The sequence below is a fragment of the Hyphomonas sp. J20-32 genome, assembly GCF_055808555.1.
Genome location: NZ_CM147873.1, coordinates 680499 through 697160 on the forward strand (window position 1 = coordinate 680499; position 16662 = coordinate 697160).

19 protein-coding genes are annotated in these 16662 nt (G+C 63.2%); 17 read left to right on the forward strand and 2 right to left on the reverse strand.

Annotated elements, in window-relative coordinates:
- Nucleotides 1-69 precede the first annotated feature (69 nt).
- The 8 genes from ykgO to AC0L7I_RS03270 all read left to right on the forward strand — a co-directional run bounded on the left by ykgO (nucleotide 70) and on the right by AC0L7I_RS03270 (nucleotide 5104).
- Entirely contained in the window at nucleotides 70-195 is a 126-nt protein-coding gene (gene ykgO / locus AC0L7I_RS03235; RefSeq protein ID WP_034736570.1) for a type B 50S ribosomal protein L36, read from the forward strand.
- A gap of 31 nt (nucleotides 196-226) precedes the next feature.
- Nucleotides 227-838 (forward strand): HAD-IA family hydrolase, encoded by a 612-nt coding sequence (locus tag AC0L7I_RS03240; protein WP_473398098.1) that lies wholly within the window; start codon nucleotides 227-229, stop codon nucleotides 836-838.
- A 48-nt stretch (nucleotides 839-886) separates the two neighbouring features.
- Nucleotides 887-1417: a tetratricopeptide repeat protein gene (locus AC0L7I_RS03245; RefSeq protein ID WP_473398099.1), complete on the forward strand. Its 531-nt coding sequence runs from the start codon at nucleotides 887-889 to the stop codon at nucleotides 1415-1417.
- Nucleotides 1418-1422: 5 nt separating this feature from the next.
- Nucleotides 1423-2376, forward strand: coding sequence for an alpha/beta fold hydrolase (locus tag AC0L7I_RS03250; protein WP_473398100.1), 954 nt, complete (start codon nucleotides 1423-1425; stop codon nucleotides 2374-2376).
- 45 nt (nucleotides 2377-2421) lie between these two features.
- Entirely contained in the window at nucleotides 2422-2682 is a 261-nt protein-coding gene (locus AC0L7I_RS03255; RefSeq protein ID WP_473398101.1) for a DUF2312 domain-containing protein, read from the forward strand.
- A 41-nt stretch (nucleotides 2683-2723) separates the two neighbouring features.
- Entirely contained in the window at nucleotides 2724-3218 is a 495-nt protein-coding gene (locus tag AC0L7I_RS03260) for a hypothetical protein (RefSeq protein WP_473398102.1), read from the forward strand.
- A 27-nt stretch (nucleotides 3219-3245) separates the two neighbouring features.
- Nucleotides 3246-4130, forward strand: a complete 885-nt coding sequence (locus AC0L7I_RS03265) for an SDR family oxidoreductase (RefSeq protein WP_473398103.1) — start codon at nucleotides 3246-3248, stop codon at nucleotides 4128-4130.
- Between the two features lie 86 nt (nucleotides 4131-4216).
- Nucleotides 4217-5104, forward strand: a complete 888-nt coding sequence (locus AC0L7I_RS03270) for an SDR family NAD(P)-dependent oxidoreductase (RefSeq protein WP_473398104.1) — start codon at nucleotides 4217-4219, stop codon at nucleotides 5102-5104.
- Here AC0L7I_RS03270 and AC0L7I_RS03275 read toward each other — a convergent pair.
- On the reverse strand, nucleotides 5095-5379 hold the full coding sequence (locus tag AC0L7I_RS03275; protein WP_473398105.1) for a hypothetical protein: 285 nt from the start codon (nucleotides 5377-5379) through the stop codon (nucleotides 5095-5097). The two genes, AC0L7I_RS03270 and AC0L7I_RS03275, sit on opposite strands and share 10 nt — an antisense overlap.
- Between AC0L7I_RS03275 and AC0L7I_RS03280 the strand changes: the two genes are divergently transcribed.
- On the forward strand, nucleotides 5378-6316 hold the full coding sequence (locus AC0L7I_RS03280; protein WP_473398106.1) for a DMT family transporter: 939 nt from the start codon (nucleotides 5378-5380) through the stop codon (nucleotides 6314-6316). The two genes, AC0L7I_RS03275 and AC0L7I_RS03280, sit on opposite strands and share 2 nt — an antisense overlap.
- 46 nt (nucleotides 6317-6362) lie before the next feature.
- Entirely contained in the window at nucleotides 6363-7385 is a 1023-nt protein-coding gene (locus AC0L7I_RS03285) for an SDR family oxidoreductase (RefSeq protein WP_473398107.1), read from the forward strand.
- A gap of 12 nt (nucleotides 7386-7397) precedes the next feature.
- Here the strand turns inward: AC0L7I_RS03285 and AC0L7I_RS03290 are convergent, their stop codons facing one another.
- Nucleotides 7398-7622, reverse strand: coding sequence for a DUF1674 domain-containing protein (locus AC0L7I_RS03290; protein ID WP_473398108.1), 225 nt, complete (start codon nucleotides 7620-7622; stop codon nucleotides 7398-7400).
- 97 nt (nucleotides 7623-7719) lie between these two features.
- Between AC0L7I_RS03290 and htpX the strand changes: the two genes are divergently transcribed.
- The 7 genes from htpX (at nucleotide 7720) to purH (ending at nucleotide 16661) form a co-directional block, all read left to right on the forward strand.
- The gene (gene htpX / locus AC0L7I_RS03295; RefSeq protein ID WP_473398109.1) at nucleotides 7720-8619 is read left to right on the forward strand and encodes a zinc metalloprotease HtpX; all 900 of its coding nucleotides are present in this window, start codon (nucleotides 7720-7722) and stop codon (nucleotides 8617-8619) included.
- Between the two features lie 4 nt (nucleotides 8620-8623).
- Complete coding sequence (locus AC0L7I_RS03300; RefSeq protein WP_473398110.1) at nucleotides 8624-9892, forward strand: RsmB/NOP family class I SAM-dependent RNA methyltransferase; 1269 nt, start codon at nucleotides 8624-8626, stop codon at nucleotides 9890-9892.
- A 206-nt stretch (nucleotides 9893-10098) separates the two neighbouring features.
- Entirely contained in the window at nucleotides 10099-10602 is a 504-nt protein-coding gene (locus AC0L7I_RS03305; protein WP_473398111.1) for an outer membrane lipoprotein, read from the forward strand.
- A 94-nt stretch (nucleotides 10603-10696) separates the two neighbouring features.
- The gene (rpe, locus tag AC0L7I_RS03310; protein ID WP_473398112.1) at nucleotides 10697-11365 is read left to right on the forward strand and encodes a ribulose-phosphate 3-epimerase; all 669 of its coding nucleotides are present in this window, start codon (nucleotides 10697-10699) and stop codon (nucleotides 11363-11365) included.
- Nucleotides 11366-11376: 11 nt separating this feature from the next.
- Nucleotides 11377-13107, forward strand: a complete 1731-nt coding sequence (locus AC0L7I_RS03315; RefSeq protein ID WP_473398113.1) for a heparinase II/III family protein — start codon at nucleotides 11377-11379, stop codon at nucleotides 13105-13107.
- A complete protein-coding gene (locus tag AC0L7I_RS03320; RefSeq protein WP_473398114.1) occupies nucleotides 13104-14996 on the forward strand; it encodes a polysaccharide biosynthesis protein in 1893 nt (630 codons plus the stop codon). Before AC0L7I_RS03315 ends, AC0L7I_RS03320 begins: the two co-directional genes overlap by 4 nt.
- A 60-nt stretch (nucleotides 14997-15056) precedes the next feature.
- Entirely contained in the window at nucleotides 15057-16661 is a 1605-nt protein-coding gene (gene purH / locus AC0L7I_RS03325; RefSeq protein ID WP_473398115.1) for a bifunctional phosphoribosylaminoimidazolecarboxamide formyltransferase/IMP cyclohydrolase, read from the forward strand.
- Nucleotide 16662: the final 1 nt, after the last annotated feature.

Consider the following 16662-nt stretch of genomic DNA (forward strand, 5'->3'; position numbering starts at 1 on the left):
TTGACTCTGCTACCCGGATTCATTACTCGCACCGCTTTCCTAATATCACATGATCGTCAGGCTAGGCCCATGAAAGTCCGCTCGTCTCTTAAGTCCCTCAAGGCACGTCACCGCGATTGCAAGATCGTGCGCCGTAAGGGCCGCGTTTACGTGATCAACAAGACCAACCCGCGCTTTAAAGCGAAACAGGCCTGAGCCGAAGATGAACAGGCAATGAGGCGGGAAAATGACCGTTTCGATTGCCCTGTTCGATCTCGGTCGCGTCGTGCTCGATTGGGAGCCGTCGCGCCTCTACGACAAAATTTTTGACCATGCCGAAGCCCGGGATCAGTTCCTGGGCTCTGTCTGCACGATGGCCTGGCATATGCGCCACGATGCCGGGGTCAGCTTTGCCGACAATGCTGCCGCGCTCATCGCGGAACATCCCGAATGCGAGACTGAAATCCGCGCTTGGGGCGGCCGCTGGATGGAAATGTTCGATGGTTATATCGATGGCACGCCCGACCTGATCGAACGCCTGCACGCAGGCAATGTGCCGCTCTACGCCCTCACCAACATGCCGTCCGAGACCTGGCCCCTGATGCAACAGCATTTCGGCCCGGTGCTGGACCGGTTTCGCCACGTTGTCGTTTCCGGCGACCTTGGCATGGTCAAGCCCGACGCCGCGATCTACCGCCATACGCTGGAGGCGATCGGCAATCCGGATCCGGCTTGCGTCCTGTTCATCGACGATAGCGCAGCCAATATCGCCGCCGCAGACGCGCTCGGATTTGCCACCCATCACTTCACCGGCGCAGCCGGTCTGGAAGCCGCATTGGCGCATCACCGCCTGATCTGATGCAAACTTGATGTTGCCGCCGCCCGCTTCCCGGCCATATTAATCCCCATGTTCAAGCGCTTGCTCCTCGCAGCTTTCATCTTTGCTGGTCAGGCCGCCGCCGGCCCCTCGGACGAGATGTTCGAGAAACTGCACAACGCGCCCAGCGAAAGCGAAGCCAACGACGTCGCTCAGGACATATGGGCCTCATGGATGGAATCCGGCTCTCCGACAGTCGACATGCTGATGGAACGTGCGGTCGATGCCCAGACGATCGGAGACTATGAAACCGCCCGCGCTTTCTATGACCGCGCGATCCTGATCGAACCGGACTATCCCGAGGCATGGAGTCGGCGGGCAGGCCTGTTCCTCAATGACGAAAACTTCCCCGAAGCCTTGCGCGACCTCAATGAGGCACTCCGGCTTGAACCCCGCCATTTCGGCGCCTGGGCCGGGCTCGGCATCATGATGGAGGCCATGGGGGCCGAGAAGGAGGCGCTTGAGGCCTACCGGCAGGCCCTCGCGATCTATCCGTTCATGACCCAGGCGATGCAGGCCGAAAAGCGCCTGTCCAAGGTCGCCGAAGGCCAGGGGCTTTGACACGCATGATCAGCTTCGCCCTGCTTGCAGTTTCGTTCGTCAGCGTCGGCGGTGTGGGCGCCTGTGTCTCGAGCGCGGCCTATACGTCGAAAATCCAGGCGGCCAATCCCGCGTCGGAAGGCCGGATGCTCACCGTCAACGGTCGCAAGGTGAACATCCTCTCGGCAGGAACCTCCGGCCCGCCCGTCCTGATGATCCACGGCGCCAGCGCCAATGCCCGTGAATTCAGCTGGACGCTCGCGCCGCGTCTTGAGGGCGACGCCCGCGTCCTGATGGCCGACCGGCCGGGGCACGGCTATTCGGAACGCTTCGAAGGCGCCCATCGCCTCGAAATGCAGGCCGCCCAGATGGCCGGCGTACTTGACCAGATGGCGCCCGGTGAAAAAGCCGTCATTGTCGGCCACTCCTTCGGCGGCGCCGTGGCGTTACGCCTCGCGCTCGACCGGCCCGATCTGGTTCAGGGCCTCGTCCTGATTGCGCCCGTCACGCATGACTGGGGCGGCGGCGGGCAGGCCTGGTACACCGGCCTTGCCGCTGCACCGATGGTCGGCCCGATGTTTACCCAGCTTGTGCCCACCGTTGGGCCGCAGCAGGTCCGGGCGGGCATAGACGGCGTGTTCGATCCCGCACCCGCGCCGGAAGGATATTTCGAGAATTCCGCCATCGGCCTGCTGTTCCGCCCGCCAAATTTCCGGGCCAACGCGCAGGATGTCCAGGCCTTGCGGGCAGAGCTCGGCGCGCAATCCCTGCGCTACCCGGAACTGCAAGTGCCGATCACCGTTTTCTCCGGCAGCCAGGACACGGTGATCTCGCCGAAGCTTCATGTCGGCGCGCTCAAGAAACAGGTGCCTGTGGACCTCATGATCCTGCCGGACGAAGGCCACATGCCCCACCACGCGCACGGCCCGGATGTCGCGGATGCCATTCGGCGTCTGGCCACGGACGGTAAGTCTCGCTAAGAGGCTCGGCCTGCCTGCCACCACATCGATTCGAGGATTACCTTCATGGAAGACGCTCCCGCCACGCACCTGACCGAAACGACCAAGGAAAAGCTTCGCCAGACCGTCGCCAAGATCGAGCGTCTGGAAGAAGAAAAGAAAGAGGTCGCCGAGCAGATCAAGGAAATCTACGCCGAAGCCAAGGCCTTCGGCTTCGACGTCAAGGCGCTGCGCCAGGTCATCCGTCTTCGCAAAGTCGAAAAGGCCGATCGCGAAGAACAGGAAATGATGCTCGAACTGTACCTGATGGCCACCGGCGACGCCTGAATCAATTGGCCTTTGTGCCGGATTGAACTAACATCCCCAGCATGTCCCGGGATGTCGACGAACGTAAGAAACGTGCCGCCCTGCGCAAACTGCGCAAGGCCGCCGCGCTCGCCGAACAGGGCCTCGGCCCCGAACTCTCCGATTGGGAACGCCAGTTCCTTGAAGAGGTCGAAGAGCGCATCGAGACCTATGGCTCGGCCTTTGCCGATCCGGAGAAGGGCGCCGAAGGCGAGGCACTCTCAAGCCTCCAGCAGATCAAGCTGAAAGAAATCGACAAGAAGGCGCGCGGCAAAGGCAAGTCAGGTTTCAAGTCGAAAAACCGCCCGGCCTACACGCCGCGTGTACGCGACATCGCCGCAGAGGACGAAGAGCCTGCCGTCGCTCCTCCGTCTGAACCACCCCCGTCCCGCCCCGCCGCGCCCCGGTTGGTGACCGCCCCCACACCCCCACCACCCCCGCAGGACACGCCTGCCATCCCCCCGCCACGGGCCCGTTTCCGGGTAATCGAGGGCGGCAAGCAGACCGTAGACGACTGACCCTTTCCCCCGGACAAAAGGCGACACATGGCACAGGACACGACCCCGGCTTCTCCCCGCACAGTCGTCGTTACGGGTGCCTCCACGGGCATCGGCGCCGCGACGGCCCGCCACCTGGCCGCAAAGGGCTGGCGCGTCTTCGCCGGTGTACGCAAACAGGCCGATGGGGACCTGTTGAAAGACGGCGCCAGTGGCGACTTACGCCCGATACTTCTCGACGTCACCCAGACCGGCAGCGTCGAGACTGCGGTGCAGACCGTCGCCGAGGCGCTCGGCAACGCACGGCTGGCCGGCCTCGTCAACAATGCCGGCATCGCCAAGATGGGTCCGCTGGCGATCCAGCCGCTCGGGGACTTCGAGGCGCATTTCGAAGTCAACGTGTTCGGCCTGCTTCGCGCAACGCAGGCCTTTGTGCCCCTGCTCGGGTCAGACAAGTTCCGGTCCGGCCCGCCCGGCCGGATCGTCAATATCACCAGCGTTGGCGGCAGGATATCGGCCCCCTTCCTCGGTGCCTATGCCGCCACCAAGCATGCCGTCGAAGCCATGACCGACACCCTGCGCCGCGAGTTGTCCATCTATGGCATCGACGCCATCGCCATTGGTCCGGGCGCCGTGAAAACGCCGATCTGGGACAAGGCCGAGGCTGAGAATGTCGACCAGCCCTATGCAAAAAGCGATTGGGCCGCGCCCCTGAAACAGTTCGAACAGATCATGCTCGAAGGCGGCCGGACCGGGCTTGAACCGGCAGCAATCGGCAAGGTCGTCCAGACCGCCCTGGAAGACCCGAGCCCCCGGGCGCGCTATGCTCCCGTGCCCAACAAGCTGACCAATTTCACGATCCCGTCCCGGCTGCCCAAACGCATGCTCGACGGCATTTTCGCCAAGCAATTCGGCCTGCGCAAACCTGGCTAGGCGGCACCGTCCCGAATCTTTTCCAGCCTCCCTTGACGTCCCCGGCGGAAGCCCGGCGCATGGTGGGAAAACGGGAGGATAACAACATGACGGATCTCAGCGGCAAGGTCGCCATCATTACAGGCGCCGCCAGCGGCATCGGCCTTGCGGGCGTCGAAGTCTTCGTCGCCGCAGGTGCGAAAGTCATCGCAGGCGACGTGCAGGACGAGAAGGGCAAGGCGCTGGAAACGCGCTTCGGATCAGACAAGGTCCGCTTCACCCATTGCGACGTCACCGACATGGCCCAGCTCGAAGCCCTCATGCAATCGGCTGTCGATGCCTTCGGCGGTCTCGACATCCTCTGGAACAATGCCGGTCATGGCGGCACGTCGACGGGCGTCGAAGACCTCGACCTCGACGGCTACGACACGACGATGAACCTGCTCCTGAAACAGGTCTTCGCGGGCACCAAGTTTGCCGTGCCGCACATGAAGGCCCGCGGGAGCGGTTCGGTAATCAACACGTCCTCGATCAGCGCCGTTTGCGCTGGCTATGCGCCGATCACCTATTCAGTCGCCAAGAAAGGCGTCGCGCATTTCTCGAAACTGGCCGCCGCTGAACTCGCCAAGTACCAGATAAGGGTCAATTCCATCCTGCCCGGCTTTATCGCGACATCGATCTTCGGGGCGTCTCTCGGCCTGCCGCGTGAACAGGCAGACCAGATGGCTGAAATGGTGGCCCAGTCGGGCGGCAAGATGCAGCCGATCGGGCGCGTCGGGCGCGGCAACGACATTGCCGAAATGGCCGCCTTCCTGGCGTCCGATGCGTCAGGATTCATCACGGGCGGCGAGTTCCTGGTCGACGGCGGCATGACCGTCGGCCCACCGCACAGCTGGAACGAACAGGCTGCCAGCCCGCTCCTCGAAGCGCTCGGTATCTCCCCGGAACAGGCCGAGCAGATGCGGGTCGCCATGGCGTCCGGCGCTCAGTCCTGAACCATTGCGTCCAGGCCCGGGACTGCTTCAACGGCCTGCAGCAGGTCCGCCAGCGTCGGCGCCCGGAACATGCGGCGGCCGTGTTCATCGGCAAGAACATAGCCCCTGGCCGACTTGGTCAGGGGGAACCGGCGCCAGTGGGCGCGTGTGCGGAAGATCCAGACCTGTTCAGGCGCCTCGCCCGCGGTTGCCCAACCGGTCCACATGTGATCGATCGGAAGGCGCCGCCACAGGCGGTCAATCTCATCGATCTCGGAGGCGGTGAAACGGTCCATGGCAACTAGCCCAAATGTGTCTGCAGCCCGCGAGGATAACCGCCCGCAACGCACGCGCAACCTGGAAGGTGCGCTCTGGATGGCCGCGTCGGGTGCGGTCTTCACGGCCTTTCTGACCCTGTCAAAACTCCAGTCGGCCCACTATGATCCGGGCTTCCTCGCCTTCTGGCGTGCGGCAGTCGCGCTTGTCATCACGCTGCCCGTCCTCTTCCGACACGGCTTCGGCATCATGCGCGTCCAGCAGCCGGTGATGGTTTTTGTTCGCAGCGTATTCGGCACGGTCGGCTTCATCCTGAGTTTTTACGCCGTTTCTGACGCGGTCGGCCTGCCCTTGTCGGAGTTCAACGCGATCAGTTTTTCGCGCGCCATGTTCATTACGGTGATTGCCGCCTTTGTCCTGCGCGAGACCGTCGGCTGGCATCGGTGGGGCGCCACTCTGGCTGGTTTTGTCGGCGTCCTCATCATGACCCAGCCGCAGGCAGGCGTCAGCGTCGGCACCCTGCTCGCGCTCGGCGCCGCGTTCTGCATGGCGGGCGCGATCACGCTGGTGAAAGTGCTGTCGCGCCTGCATCGCCCGGTCACGCTGCTGATCTGGGCCAACCTCCTGTCATCTGTCCTGTTGCTGCCGCTCGCCATCTGGAAATGGCCCGCCATCATGCCGTCTTTTCAGGACTGGAGCATGATCGGCCTCATGGGCCTCTGCGGCGCGCTCGGCCAGTATCTCTACATTCGCGGCATGAGCATTGGCGACGCCTCATTCCTGTCCCCCATCGACTATCTGCGCCTGCCCATGGCGGCCCTGGTCGACTGGCTATTGTTCCATCTCCTGCCGGGCCCGTGGACCTGGGTCGGAACCGCGATCATCATCTCGGCAACGTTCTACATCACGTTCCGGGAACACCGGATGAGAGGCAAGGCCGTCGCCCCTCCCTTGTGAAAGATGGCGGGAGCGCTCATCATTCACGAAAATCTGGGAGGCTTCGATGGCCAAGGTACTCGTTACGGGCGCAACCGGTTTCATCGCCGGGCATGTCATCCTTCAATTGCTGGACGCGGGCCATGAGGTACGCGGCACGGCGCGCTCGGCCAGCAGTGCGGCCAAGCTGAATGAAACGCTCAGCAAATATGCCGGCAGGCCCATCGCGATCGAATTGATCGCAGCAAACCTGGAGCGCGACGAAGGCTGGGCAGAGGCAGTTGCCGGGATGGATTTTGTCCAGCATGTGGCCTCACCGTTCCCGAGCGGCGTTCCGAAAGACCCGGACGAACTGATCCGTCCGGCAACAGACGGCGCGCTGCGCGTCCTGAAAGCGTCCAAAGTCGCCGGCGTGAAGCGCGTCGTGATGACGTCTTCCATGGCGGCCATCGCCTATGGCTGGGGCGAGAACCGCCCCGCTATCCTGACCGAGGAACACTGGTCCAATCCAGACAACCTGAAAGACAACACCGCCTATACCCGCTCCAAGACCATCGCTGAACGTGCGGCCTGGGACTATGTCAACGGCGAAGGAAAGGGCCTCGAGCTCGCGGTCATCAATCCGGCAGCCGTGCTCGGTCCGGTCATGAGCGGCGACCTTTCTGCTTCGCTGGAACTCCTGACCATGCCGCTGTCCGGGAAGATTCCCGCCGTGCCGCGCATCGGCTTCGGCATTGTAGATGTCCGCGATGTCGCTGCAGCCCAGTTGGCAGCCATGACCGTACCGGGCGCGGCGGGCGAGCGCTTCCTCGTCTCGCAGCCGTTCATGTGGTTCAGCGAGGTTGCCGATGTGCTGCGCGAGGCCTTTCCGGCCTATGCGAAAAAACTACCCAAGGGCACGATGCCCGATTTCATGCTGAAAATCGTCGCCGTCTTCAATCCGCCCCTGAAACAGGTCATTCCGGAACTCGGACGGCAACGCCAGGTATCCAATGAAAAGGCCCGGACCATTCTTGGCTGGACTCCCCATACGGCAAAGGAGGCCATCATCGATGGCGCGCAAAGCCTGATTGATGCCGGAGTCGTCTGACGCGCCTAGCGCTCAGAAATCGTAGGCAATTCCCTTGCGTTCCCAGTCGCCATAGCGCGTCGGTTCGATCGTGCGGGGCCCGCCATTCTCGTCCTCGGGCAGGGCTGCCGCATCGGCCTCGGCCGCCGCGCGGCGCGCATCTGCTTCTTCCAGCGCCCGGCGGGCCTCAGGCGTCAAACCCTTGCGGCGCTCGGACTCGTCCTGACTGTTGTCAGGGTTTGGTATTTCTTGGCCCATGTGCCAGCAGACTCCTCAATTCGTTAATGGTCACCATATAGTTGACGGTACTGTCCGTATAAACATCGCGCTGTCGTATTAGTGGAGTATTGGTCCAATGGGGACTGCGAAAACCTTCATATTGCTTGCCATGCTGACCGCACTCTTCATGGCGATCGGATATCTTGTTGGCGGCGTGCCCGGCACGGTCGTCGCCTTTGTCGTCGCGGCCGCCATGAACGCGTTTTCGTACTGGAATGCCGACAAGATCGTCCTGAAAATGCAGGGCGCACGCGAGCTGACGCCTGAGACGATGACGCCGATGCTGCGCAATTTCACGAATGACGTTGCCTCGCTCGCCGAGCGGGCTGGTCTGCCCGCACCAAAAGTCTACATTATCGAAACGCCTCAACCGAATGCCTTCGCCACCGGGCGCGACCCATCGCATGCAGCCGTCGCGGCGACGACCGGCCTGCTTGGCATGCTGACCCGGGAAGAAGTCTCAGGCGTCATGGCCCACGAACTCGCCCATGTCGGCAATCGCGACACGCTGACCATGACCATCACCGCAACCATCGCAGGCGCAATTGGCATGCTGGCAAATTTTGCGCTTTTCTTCGGACGCGAACGCAACGGCCTGATCGGCTCACTCGCCATCATGATTATCGCCCCTGTCGCCGCCGGCCTCGTGCAGATGGCGATCAGCCGCTCGCGCGAATATGAGGCCGATGCCAAGGGCGCCGAAATCTGCGGCAATCCGCTCTGGCTGGCTTCGGCGCTTGAAAAGATCGAACGCGGCGCCCGCGCGTCCGTAAACGTCCAGGCCGAGCGCAACCCCGCCATGGCCCATATGTACATTTCCAACCCGCTCAACGGCCGCGGCGCCGACAACCTGTTCTCGACCCACCCATCCACGGCCAGCCGGGTTGCCGCCCTGCGCCGCATGGCCGGGGACCAGATGTCCGCGCCAACTGCTGATGTCACCCCCGCCAGGCGCGCTGCCGGCCCGTGGGGCTGAGAACGTGAGCGGAGCCGATATTCGCCGGGCCGCAGCCGATTTGCTGACCCTGACGCTAGACAGCCGTCGCACGCTCGACGATGCGATGGACACGAGCCAGGTATTCAACACGCTTGAGGGCTCCGACCGCGGGTTCGCGCGGGCCATAGCGAGTACCGCCTTGCGCAATCTCGGGCATATCGACCATGCCCTTACCCCCCTCCTGTCGCGCCCGCTCCCCGCCGTTACCGCGCCGATACGGGCCCTGCTCCGCACCGGTGTCACCCAGCTCTGGCTGATGGATACCCCACCCCACGCCGCCGTCGGCGAAACCGTGGAAGCCGCCAAGGCTTGGCCTGAAGCCCGCTCCGGCGGTGCTTTCCTCAACGCCGTCCTGCGCCGTGCCGACCGCGAGCGCCCCGATTTTCCGGCCCTGTCTCCCGTCACGGTCTGGCCGGACTGGCTGCAAACGGCCTTCACCGATGCACTCGGTGAGGAGGCAGCGATCGCGCTCGCCAAGGCGCAGCTCTCCGAACCCTTGCTTTACCTGACACCCAAATCAGACCCCCAGAAGGTCGCCGCCGAAACCGGAGGCGAGATCGTACCCGGTGGGGCCGTGCGGGTGCCAGGCGGCTCCGTCGAGGACAAGGACGGATTCGCCGCAGGTGACTGGTGGGTTCAGGACGCCGCGGCCATGATTCCTGCACGCCTGCTGAACCCGCAGGCTGGCGATACCGTGATCGACCTCTGCGCTGCGCCCGGCGGCAAGACGCTCCAGCTTGCCGCGTCGGGCGCCAGTGTCACAGCGGTTGACCGGTCTGAGCCGCGCCTGCGTTTGCTGAAGGAAAATCTCGCCCGAACAGGTCTTTCCGCCGACGTGATCGCAGCTAATGCCGATGAATGGCGCCCGGACGCGCCCGTCTCGAAAATCCTGCTCGACGCCCCCTGCTCGGCATTGGGAACACTGCGTCGTCACCCGGAAGGCGCGTGGATAAAGCGCGAAGCTGACATCATCCGCTTTCCTGTTGTGCAGGCTCGCTTGCTCGAATCAGCGCTCGCCATGCTGCAATCCGGCGGCACGCTCGTCTATTGCGTCTGCACGCCGCTGCCGGCTGAAGGCGTCGATGTCGTCGAGGCGGCGATCGCCAAGGGCCTTGTCCGGCGAAGCCCCGTCAGCCCTTCCGAAATCCCCGGTTTTGACAACGCGATTACGCCCGCAGGCGACGTGCTGACCCTGCCGGGCACAGATGGCGACCACGATACATTCTACATCGCTCGGCTGCTCAAAGCCTGATTCGCCTGCGACGTCCGCGCTGTGCGGGCGAACCGATAGTAAATACGTGTTAGCCACAGGTTGCGACATGCCGCCTTGACGGCAGAATCTGTCGCTGGCCGCCATTGAATCGCCACCGATGGCCCCAAGATAGTCTGCACGGGTTCATCTGCTATTCAGCTGAATACGCGCAAAAAGTGTCCATTCAATGTGCAAGGAGCACTGATATGTCTGCAATTACTTCCTCCCGCGCTGTTCCAGGCAAGGTCATGGCTGGCGCGCTCGCCGCGCTCACGCTCGCCCTCGCCCTCGCCGGCTGCGCCAACAGCCCCGGTATCGGTACGACGAGCACGCAGTCCGTCGGCCAGGCCTCGACCGTCTACCAAGGCACCGTGACGTCGGTGCGAGCCGTGACGATCAAGCCAGACCGCTCGATTATCGGCGTGGCAACAGGCGCCGTTCTTGGCGGCCTCGCAGGCTCTGAACTCGGCGGCGGCGACAAGGCCCAGACGGCAGGCGCCATCGGCGGCGCGGTCGCTGGCGGCATGGTCGGCAACGAGGCTGGCAAGGCGATCGGCACCAAGCAGGGCTATGCCTACATCGTTCGCTTCAGCAATGGCGACGTGAAGGAAATCGTCCAGGGCGCCGACGTTTACATCGCGCCCGGCACGCAGGTCGACATTATTGCAGGCGCTGACGGCTGGAAGCTGGTTCCCCGCGGCGGCTACTGATCCGGCCTGCCCCAAACCGGGCACGTGGTTAAAACTTGATTACCGGACAGCCGGCCGCCTTGTGCGGTCGGCTGTTCCCTTTTAGGGATTGAGGATGAGCAAGGTCCTGATTTCCCCTTCGATTCTCTCGGCGGACTTCGCCTGCTTGGGAGACGAAGTTCGCGCAATTGATGCAGCGGGCGCCGACATGATCCACATTGATGTGATGGACGGCCATTTTGTACCGAACCTGACATTCGGGCCACCCGTCATTGAAAAGCTTAGGCCCCACTCGAAGAAGCCGTTCGACGTGCACCTCATGATTGCACCGGTCGATCCGTTCATCGCGGCCTTCGCCAAGGCGGGCGCCGACATTCTCACTGTCCATCCGGAGGCGGGACCGCACATTCACCGCACGTTGCAGGCAATCCGGGCTGCCGGCATGCGGCCGGGCGTGGCGCTCAATCCGGGCACGCCAGCGTCCATGGTTGAGCCCCTTCTCGACAATGTCGACCTGATCCTTGTCATGTCGGTCAACCCGGGCTTTGGCGGACAGAGCTTCATCGAGAGCCAGTTGCGCAAGGTCGAAGAGCTCAGGCACATGATCGACCAGTCAGGCCGTGACATCATCCTCGAAATTGATGGAGGCCTGAACCCTGAAAACGCGCCCCGGGCCATTTCGGCGGGTGTTACCGCAATTGTTGCAGGCTCCGCCGTTTTCAAGGGTGGGCCTTCAGCCTATGGTCAGAATATTCGGGCGCTCAGGCCGAACGTTAAAGTATAGTAGGTTTCAGGATGGGCCGTGCCTTGGGTGGTGGAGACAGCGAATTCCGAGCTGACCGCACGCGTTCCAGCGCCGACGACGCCGCCCTGTGGCGACGTTTTCGCGGCGTTGCCGGTGAAGACGCGCGAATCGGCGCGCGGCAGCGACTGAAGCTGACGAGTACCTCGCCCAGGGATTTCGACGTCAATCTCCCCGATATTGTTCCGCCTGACACATGGCGCGGCGAAGCCCTGATGCGCGATGTATGGCGCATTGGCATGGAACGCCTGACATTGGAGCGTGCGCAAGCCCCCTGGTCGGTTTCCCTTCCATCGCGGCACTTTGCGGACAGGCTGCACCGTTTCGACTGGCTACCGGACCTCCTCTCACAAGGCCCTGCCGGCACAAGCCGGGCCGGGGCGTTTGTTGATTCCTGGATCGATGCATTCGGCACGTTCAACGGGTTCGCGTGGCGGGCTGAACCAACCGCAAATCGCATCTGGAACTGGATGCGGTGTGCTAGCCACATCTTCACCGCAGGCGCCAGGCCCGAGCGCATGGAATGCCTGGTCAGGCAATTGCAATTCCTGTCGGAAACCCTCGACCAGACGACGGATCCCAAAACCCGCTGGATGGGGTCGTGCGTCATGGTCGCCCGTTCCGTTTGCATGGATGGAGCGCACAAGCTGGATGAAGCGCTGGCTCGGCTGGATGGCGAATGCACGGCACAAATCCTTCCGGATGGCGGTCATGTCAGCCGCAGTCCGTCGCGTCTCCTGTCTGCACTGCTCAACCTGCTCACATTGCGCGAAGTCCTGCAGGAAGCAGGTCATGTCGTACCGGAATATTTTGAAAAGTGGATTCCGCGCATGGGGGCGATGCTGGCCTTTTTCCAAACGGAAGACGGCGCGCTGAATCCTTTCAATGATGGAGACGAGGGGAGGCCGGAGGCCATCAACGCCGCGCTGACACGCCTTGGTACGCCGCCACGCCGTTTCACGTTTGCGCCGAAATCCGGGTTCCAGAAACTTCAAAAAGGTCCTGTGCGCCTTGTGCTCGATTGCGGCGAAGCCCCACCGGCGCCATTCGGGGATTTTGCCCATGCCGGCGCGCTCGGATTCGAATTGTCGGATGGGCCGGCCCGGCTGGTCACATCCTGTGGCTATAGTGCGGAAGTGAATGTCGACTGGCAGGCTGCGGTTCGACGCACCGGTGCGCATTCCACCCTCGTGCTTGCAGGGCGGGACTCGGCCAGTTTCGTGGTCAATGAAGAATCCCGCCTGCTCGCAGCCAAGGGGCCTGAAGGCATCTCGGCCAAGCGGCTCGAGGAGTCCGACGAAATCTGGCTTGATGCCCAACATGGTGGTTACAAGGCAGCTTGCGGCCTCCTGCATCGCCGGCGCCTGTTCATGTCGGGCGACGGTAGCCGGCTGACCGGCGAGGATTCGCTGGTACGCCCGATTTCTCAATCGCGATCAGACGATTCCAAGTTCATCAATTTCGAAATCCGGTTCCATCTCCACCCAACCGTCACAGCCATGATGTCGCGTGATGCGATCCGCCTTATCTGCGATAATGGTTCCGTCTGGCGCTTCAAGACGAGCCATGAGGGCACCCGGCTTGAACGGACAGTCTACCTCGCGCGCGGTATCGTCGAACAGCCGGAACAGATCGTCATGGCCGGCTATGCCGACCCGAACAGCGACGGCAATGAACCACCCAACTGTATCCGCTGGGCCTTCCTCAAGGAGTCTGCAGCATGACCCCACAGAGCGCAGCCCGCAGGGCCATGGTCCTGACCCTGGGGTTCGACGTCACCATGGCGGCGATCGCGATGGTCATGGCTTCCGTACTGGTGTGGTCGTCAGACGCAGTCACCGGACCATTTTCACTTGTATCTGTCATCGCGAGCACCTGTTTTTTCATCCTGGCCGTGTTCGCCGGATTCATGATCCGCGGCGTTCAGAAACAGGTCTGGCGCCATATGGGCTGGCCCGATGCCGTGATGACGGTTCAGGCGATCGGGCTGTCAGGCCTGATCTACCTGCCGGTGATGCTGCTGCTCAACGGCAAGCTCGTTGCGCCCTGGGCGACCTTCCTCGTCGCCACCCTGCTCTGGACAATCCTCTTGTTCGCCGGCCGCATGATCGCCCTGTCGCGATCAACGCACATGCCCCTGCAGATTTTCAGCCCCGTGGCACGCTCCGGACAACCCGTCCTCCTTGTCGGCGATGCTGAGAACTGCGTTAACGTATTGCGACGGCTCCAGAGCGCACCTCAGGGTGGCAAAGTCCGCGTGCTCGGTGTTGTTGACATGCGCGGGGCAAACCCCGGCCGCGCCATCCGCGGCGTTCCCATCATGGGCGCGCTGGACGACCTCGGAAATGTAATCGACGTTCTGCGCGTCCGGTACGGTCAGACACCCTGGCTCGCTGTGACCGGCGTCGCCCGGTCTCGCGAGGGCATGCTCCAGATTCTCGAAATTGCATCAAGCCATGGCGCCGAAATCATGGCGCTTGGCGGTGACGAAACCGCACAGATGTTGGAACCCGTTCATCCGGCAGACCTTCTCGCCCGGCCGGAACGCCAGCTCGATATCGCCCCCGTTCGCAATATCGTCACGTCCGCCAAGGTGCTCGTGACAGGCGGCGGCGGGACGATCGGCTCGGAACTGACCCGGCAGGTCGCGGCGCTGAGCCCCGCCTGCCTGACAATTCTCGACGCGTCCGAGTTCAATCTCTACAGCATCGACATGGCCCTCGGCTCGGCCGCGCCCGGTGTGCAGGTTGTCTCGCGCCTTGGGGACGTGCGTGACGTCGCCCGGCTCACCGATGTCTTCCAGCGCGCCCAGCCTGACCTCGTCATTCATGCGGCCGCGCTCAAGCATGTTCCCCTGATGGAGCATAATCTCTGCGAGGCCATCCTGACCAATGTGGGCGGCGCGGTGAATGCGGCGCGCGCAGCGGTCGCCGTCGGTGCCCGCCGGTTCGTCTTCGTCTCGACCGACAAGGCTGTCGACCCGGACAATGTTATGGGGGCCACGAAGCGGCTTGCTGAAATCGCGGTCAGCCGGATTGCGGCCGATTCCCGGATGTCGGCCTCCATGGTCCGTTTCGGCAACGTACTCGGCTCATCCGGGTCCGTCGTACCGCTGTTCGAACGACAGATCGCCGCCGGCGGACCTGTTACGCTTACAGACCCGGGGGTCACGCGCTATTTCATGACTGTCGAGGAAGCCTCTTCGCTTGTATTGCAGGCCGCTGCCCTTCAGGCGCTTGAAGGTGCCGCCGACCTGTTCGTGCTCGATATGGGCGAACCGATTGCGATCCTCCAGCTGGCCGAGACCATGATCCGCCTCAAGGGCCTTGTCCCAGGCGAAGACATCGAGATCGTGACCACCGGCCTAAGGGATGGCGAAAAGATGCATGAAGCGCTGACCTACCTTCATGAACAAGTCAGCCCGACCTCGGTCGACGGCATCAATCGCGTAGCGTCGCCGAACGGACATGGCGAACTGTTCGAGAAACAACTTGCCGCCCTCCTGGAAGCAGCAGGCCGCCGGGAACGGTCAGAAGCCCTGAGGTTGCTCGGTGTGCTGGTGCCCGAATATGGCGCCAACCGCGCGGTACGTGCCCGGCGCCACAGCGCTTGACGCCCCAGCCGGTCGTGCTACCCCGCGCGGTAATTCAGCCAGCTGCCAGAGGATGCCCCCATGACCGACGCCGCCAGCCGCGGAGCGCCCGTTCGCATCCGCCGAGCCCTCCTGTCCGTTTCCGACAAGACCGGTCTCGTCGACCAGGCTCGCAAGCTTGCCGCCATGGGCGTGGAACTGGTCTCGACCGGCGGCACGTCAAAACTGCTGAAAGAGGCCGGGCTCTCCGTCAAGGACGTTTCCGACCTGACAGGCTTTCCGGAGATGATGGACGGGCGCGTCAAGACGCTTCATCCGGCCGTGCATGGTGGCCTTCTCTACCTGCGTGACAATCCGGGCCATGTGAAGGACGCTGAAACGCACGGTATCGGCGCCATCGATCTCATCTACGTGAATCTCTATCCGTTCGAAGCCACGGTCGCTTCCGGCGCCGACTTCGACACCTGCATCGAGAACATTGATATCGGCGGCCCGGCCATGTTGCGCGCCGCAGCCAAGAACGGGGCATTCGTGGCCGTTTGCACCGACGGCGGCGACGTCGATGCGGTGATCGCGGAAATGGAAGGCCATGATGGCGAAGTCCCCGTCACGCTTTGCCGCAAGCTCGCGGCAAAGACCTATGCGCGTACCGCCGCCTATGACGCCGCCATTTCAGGCTGGTACGCCCGCCAGCTCGGCGACACCGCGCCCGACTGGGCCGCGATCGGCGGCAGGCTGCAGGAAGCCCTGCGCTATGGCGAAAACCCGCACCAAAAGGCCGCCTTCTACGTAACCGGCGAAAACCGCCCCGGCGTCGCGACCGCGAAACAGCTGCAAGGCAAGGCGCTCTCCTACAACAATATCAATGATACGGACGCGGCCTATGAACTGATTGGTGAGCTGGGCGCCGAAACGCCCGCCGTGGCCATCATCAAGCACGCCAACCCGTGCGGTGTTGCCCAGGGCAAGACCGTCATCGATGCCTATCGCGCGGCCCTTGCCTGCGATTCCACCTCGGCCTTTGGCGGCATCGTCGCGCTCAACCGCCCGCTGGATGGCGCGACGGCTGACGAGATCAGCCGCGTCTTCACAGAAGTTGTCATCGCGCCGGGCGCAGATGCCGATGCCGAGGCCATCTTCGCCAAGAAGAAAAATCTCCGCCTCCTGATTACCGAGGGCCTGCCCGATCCGGCTTCTCCCGGCCATTTCGTCAAGACCGTTGCCGGTGGCTTCCTGATGCAGGACCGCGATTTTGGCCGCATTACCCGCGCCGATCTCAAGGTCGTTACGCGCCGCACGCCGACCGACGAACAGCTAGACGACCTCCTTTTCGCCTGGCGCGTGGCCAAGCACGTCAAGTCGAACACGATTGTCTATGCAAAGGATGGCGCCACGGTCGGCATTGGCGCAGGCCAGATGAGCCGGATCGACTCGGCCCGAATCGCAGCCCGCAAGGCGGAAGATGCCGCTGAAGTGGCTGGCTGGGACACACCGAAAACCAAGGGCTGCGTTGCAGCCTCCGATGCGTTCTTTCCGTTTGCCGATGGCTTGCTCCAGGCTGCCTCAGCCGGCGCGACAGCCGTGATCCAGCCCGGCGGGTCCATCCGCGACGACGAAGTGATCGCCGCCGCCGATGATGCCGGTCTCGCCATGGTGTTCACGGGCATGCGCCACTTCCGGCACTAGG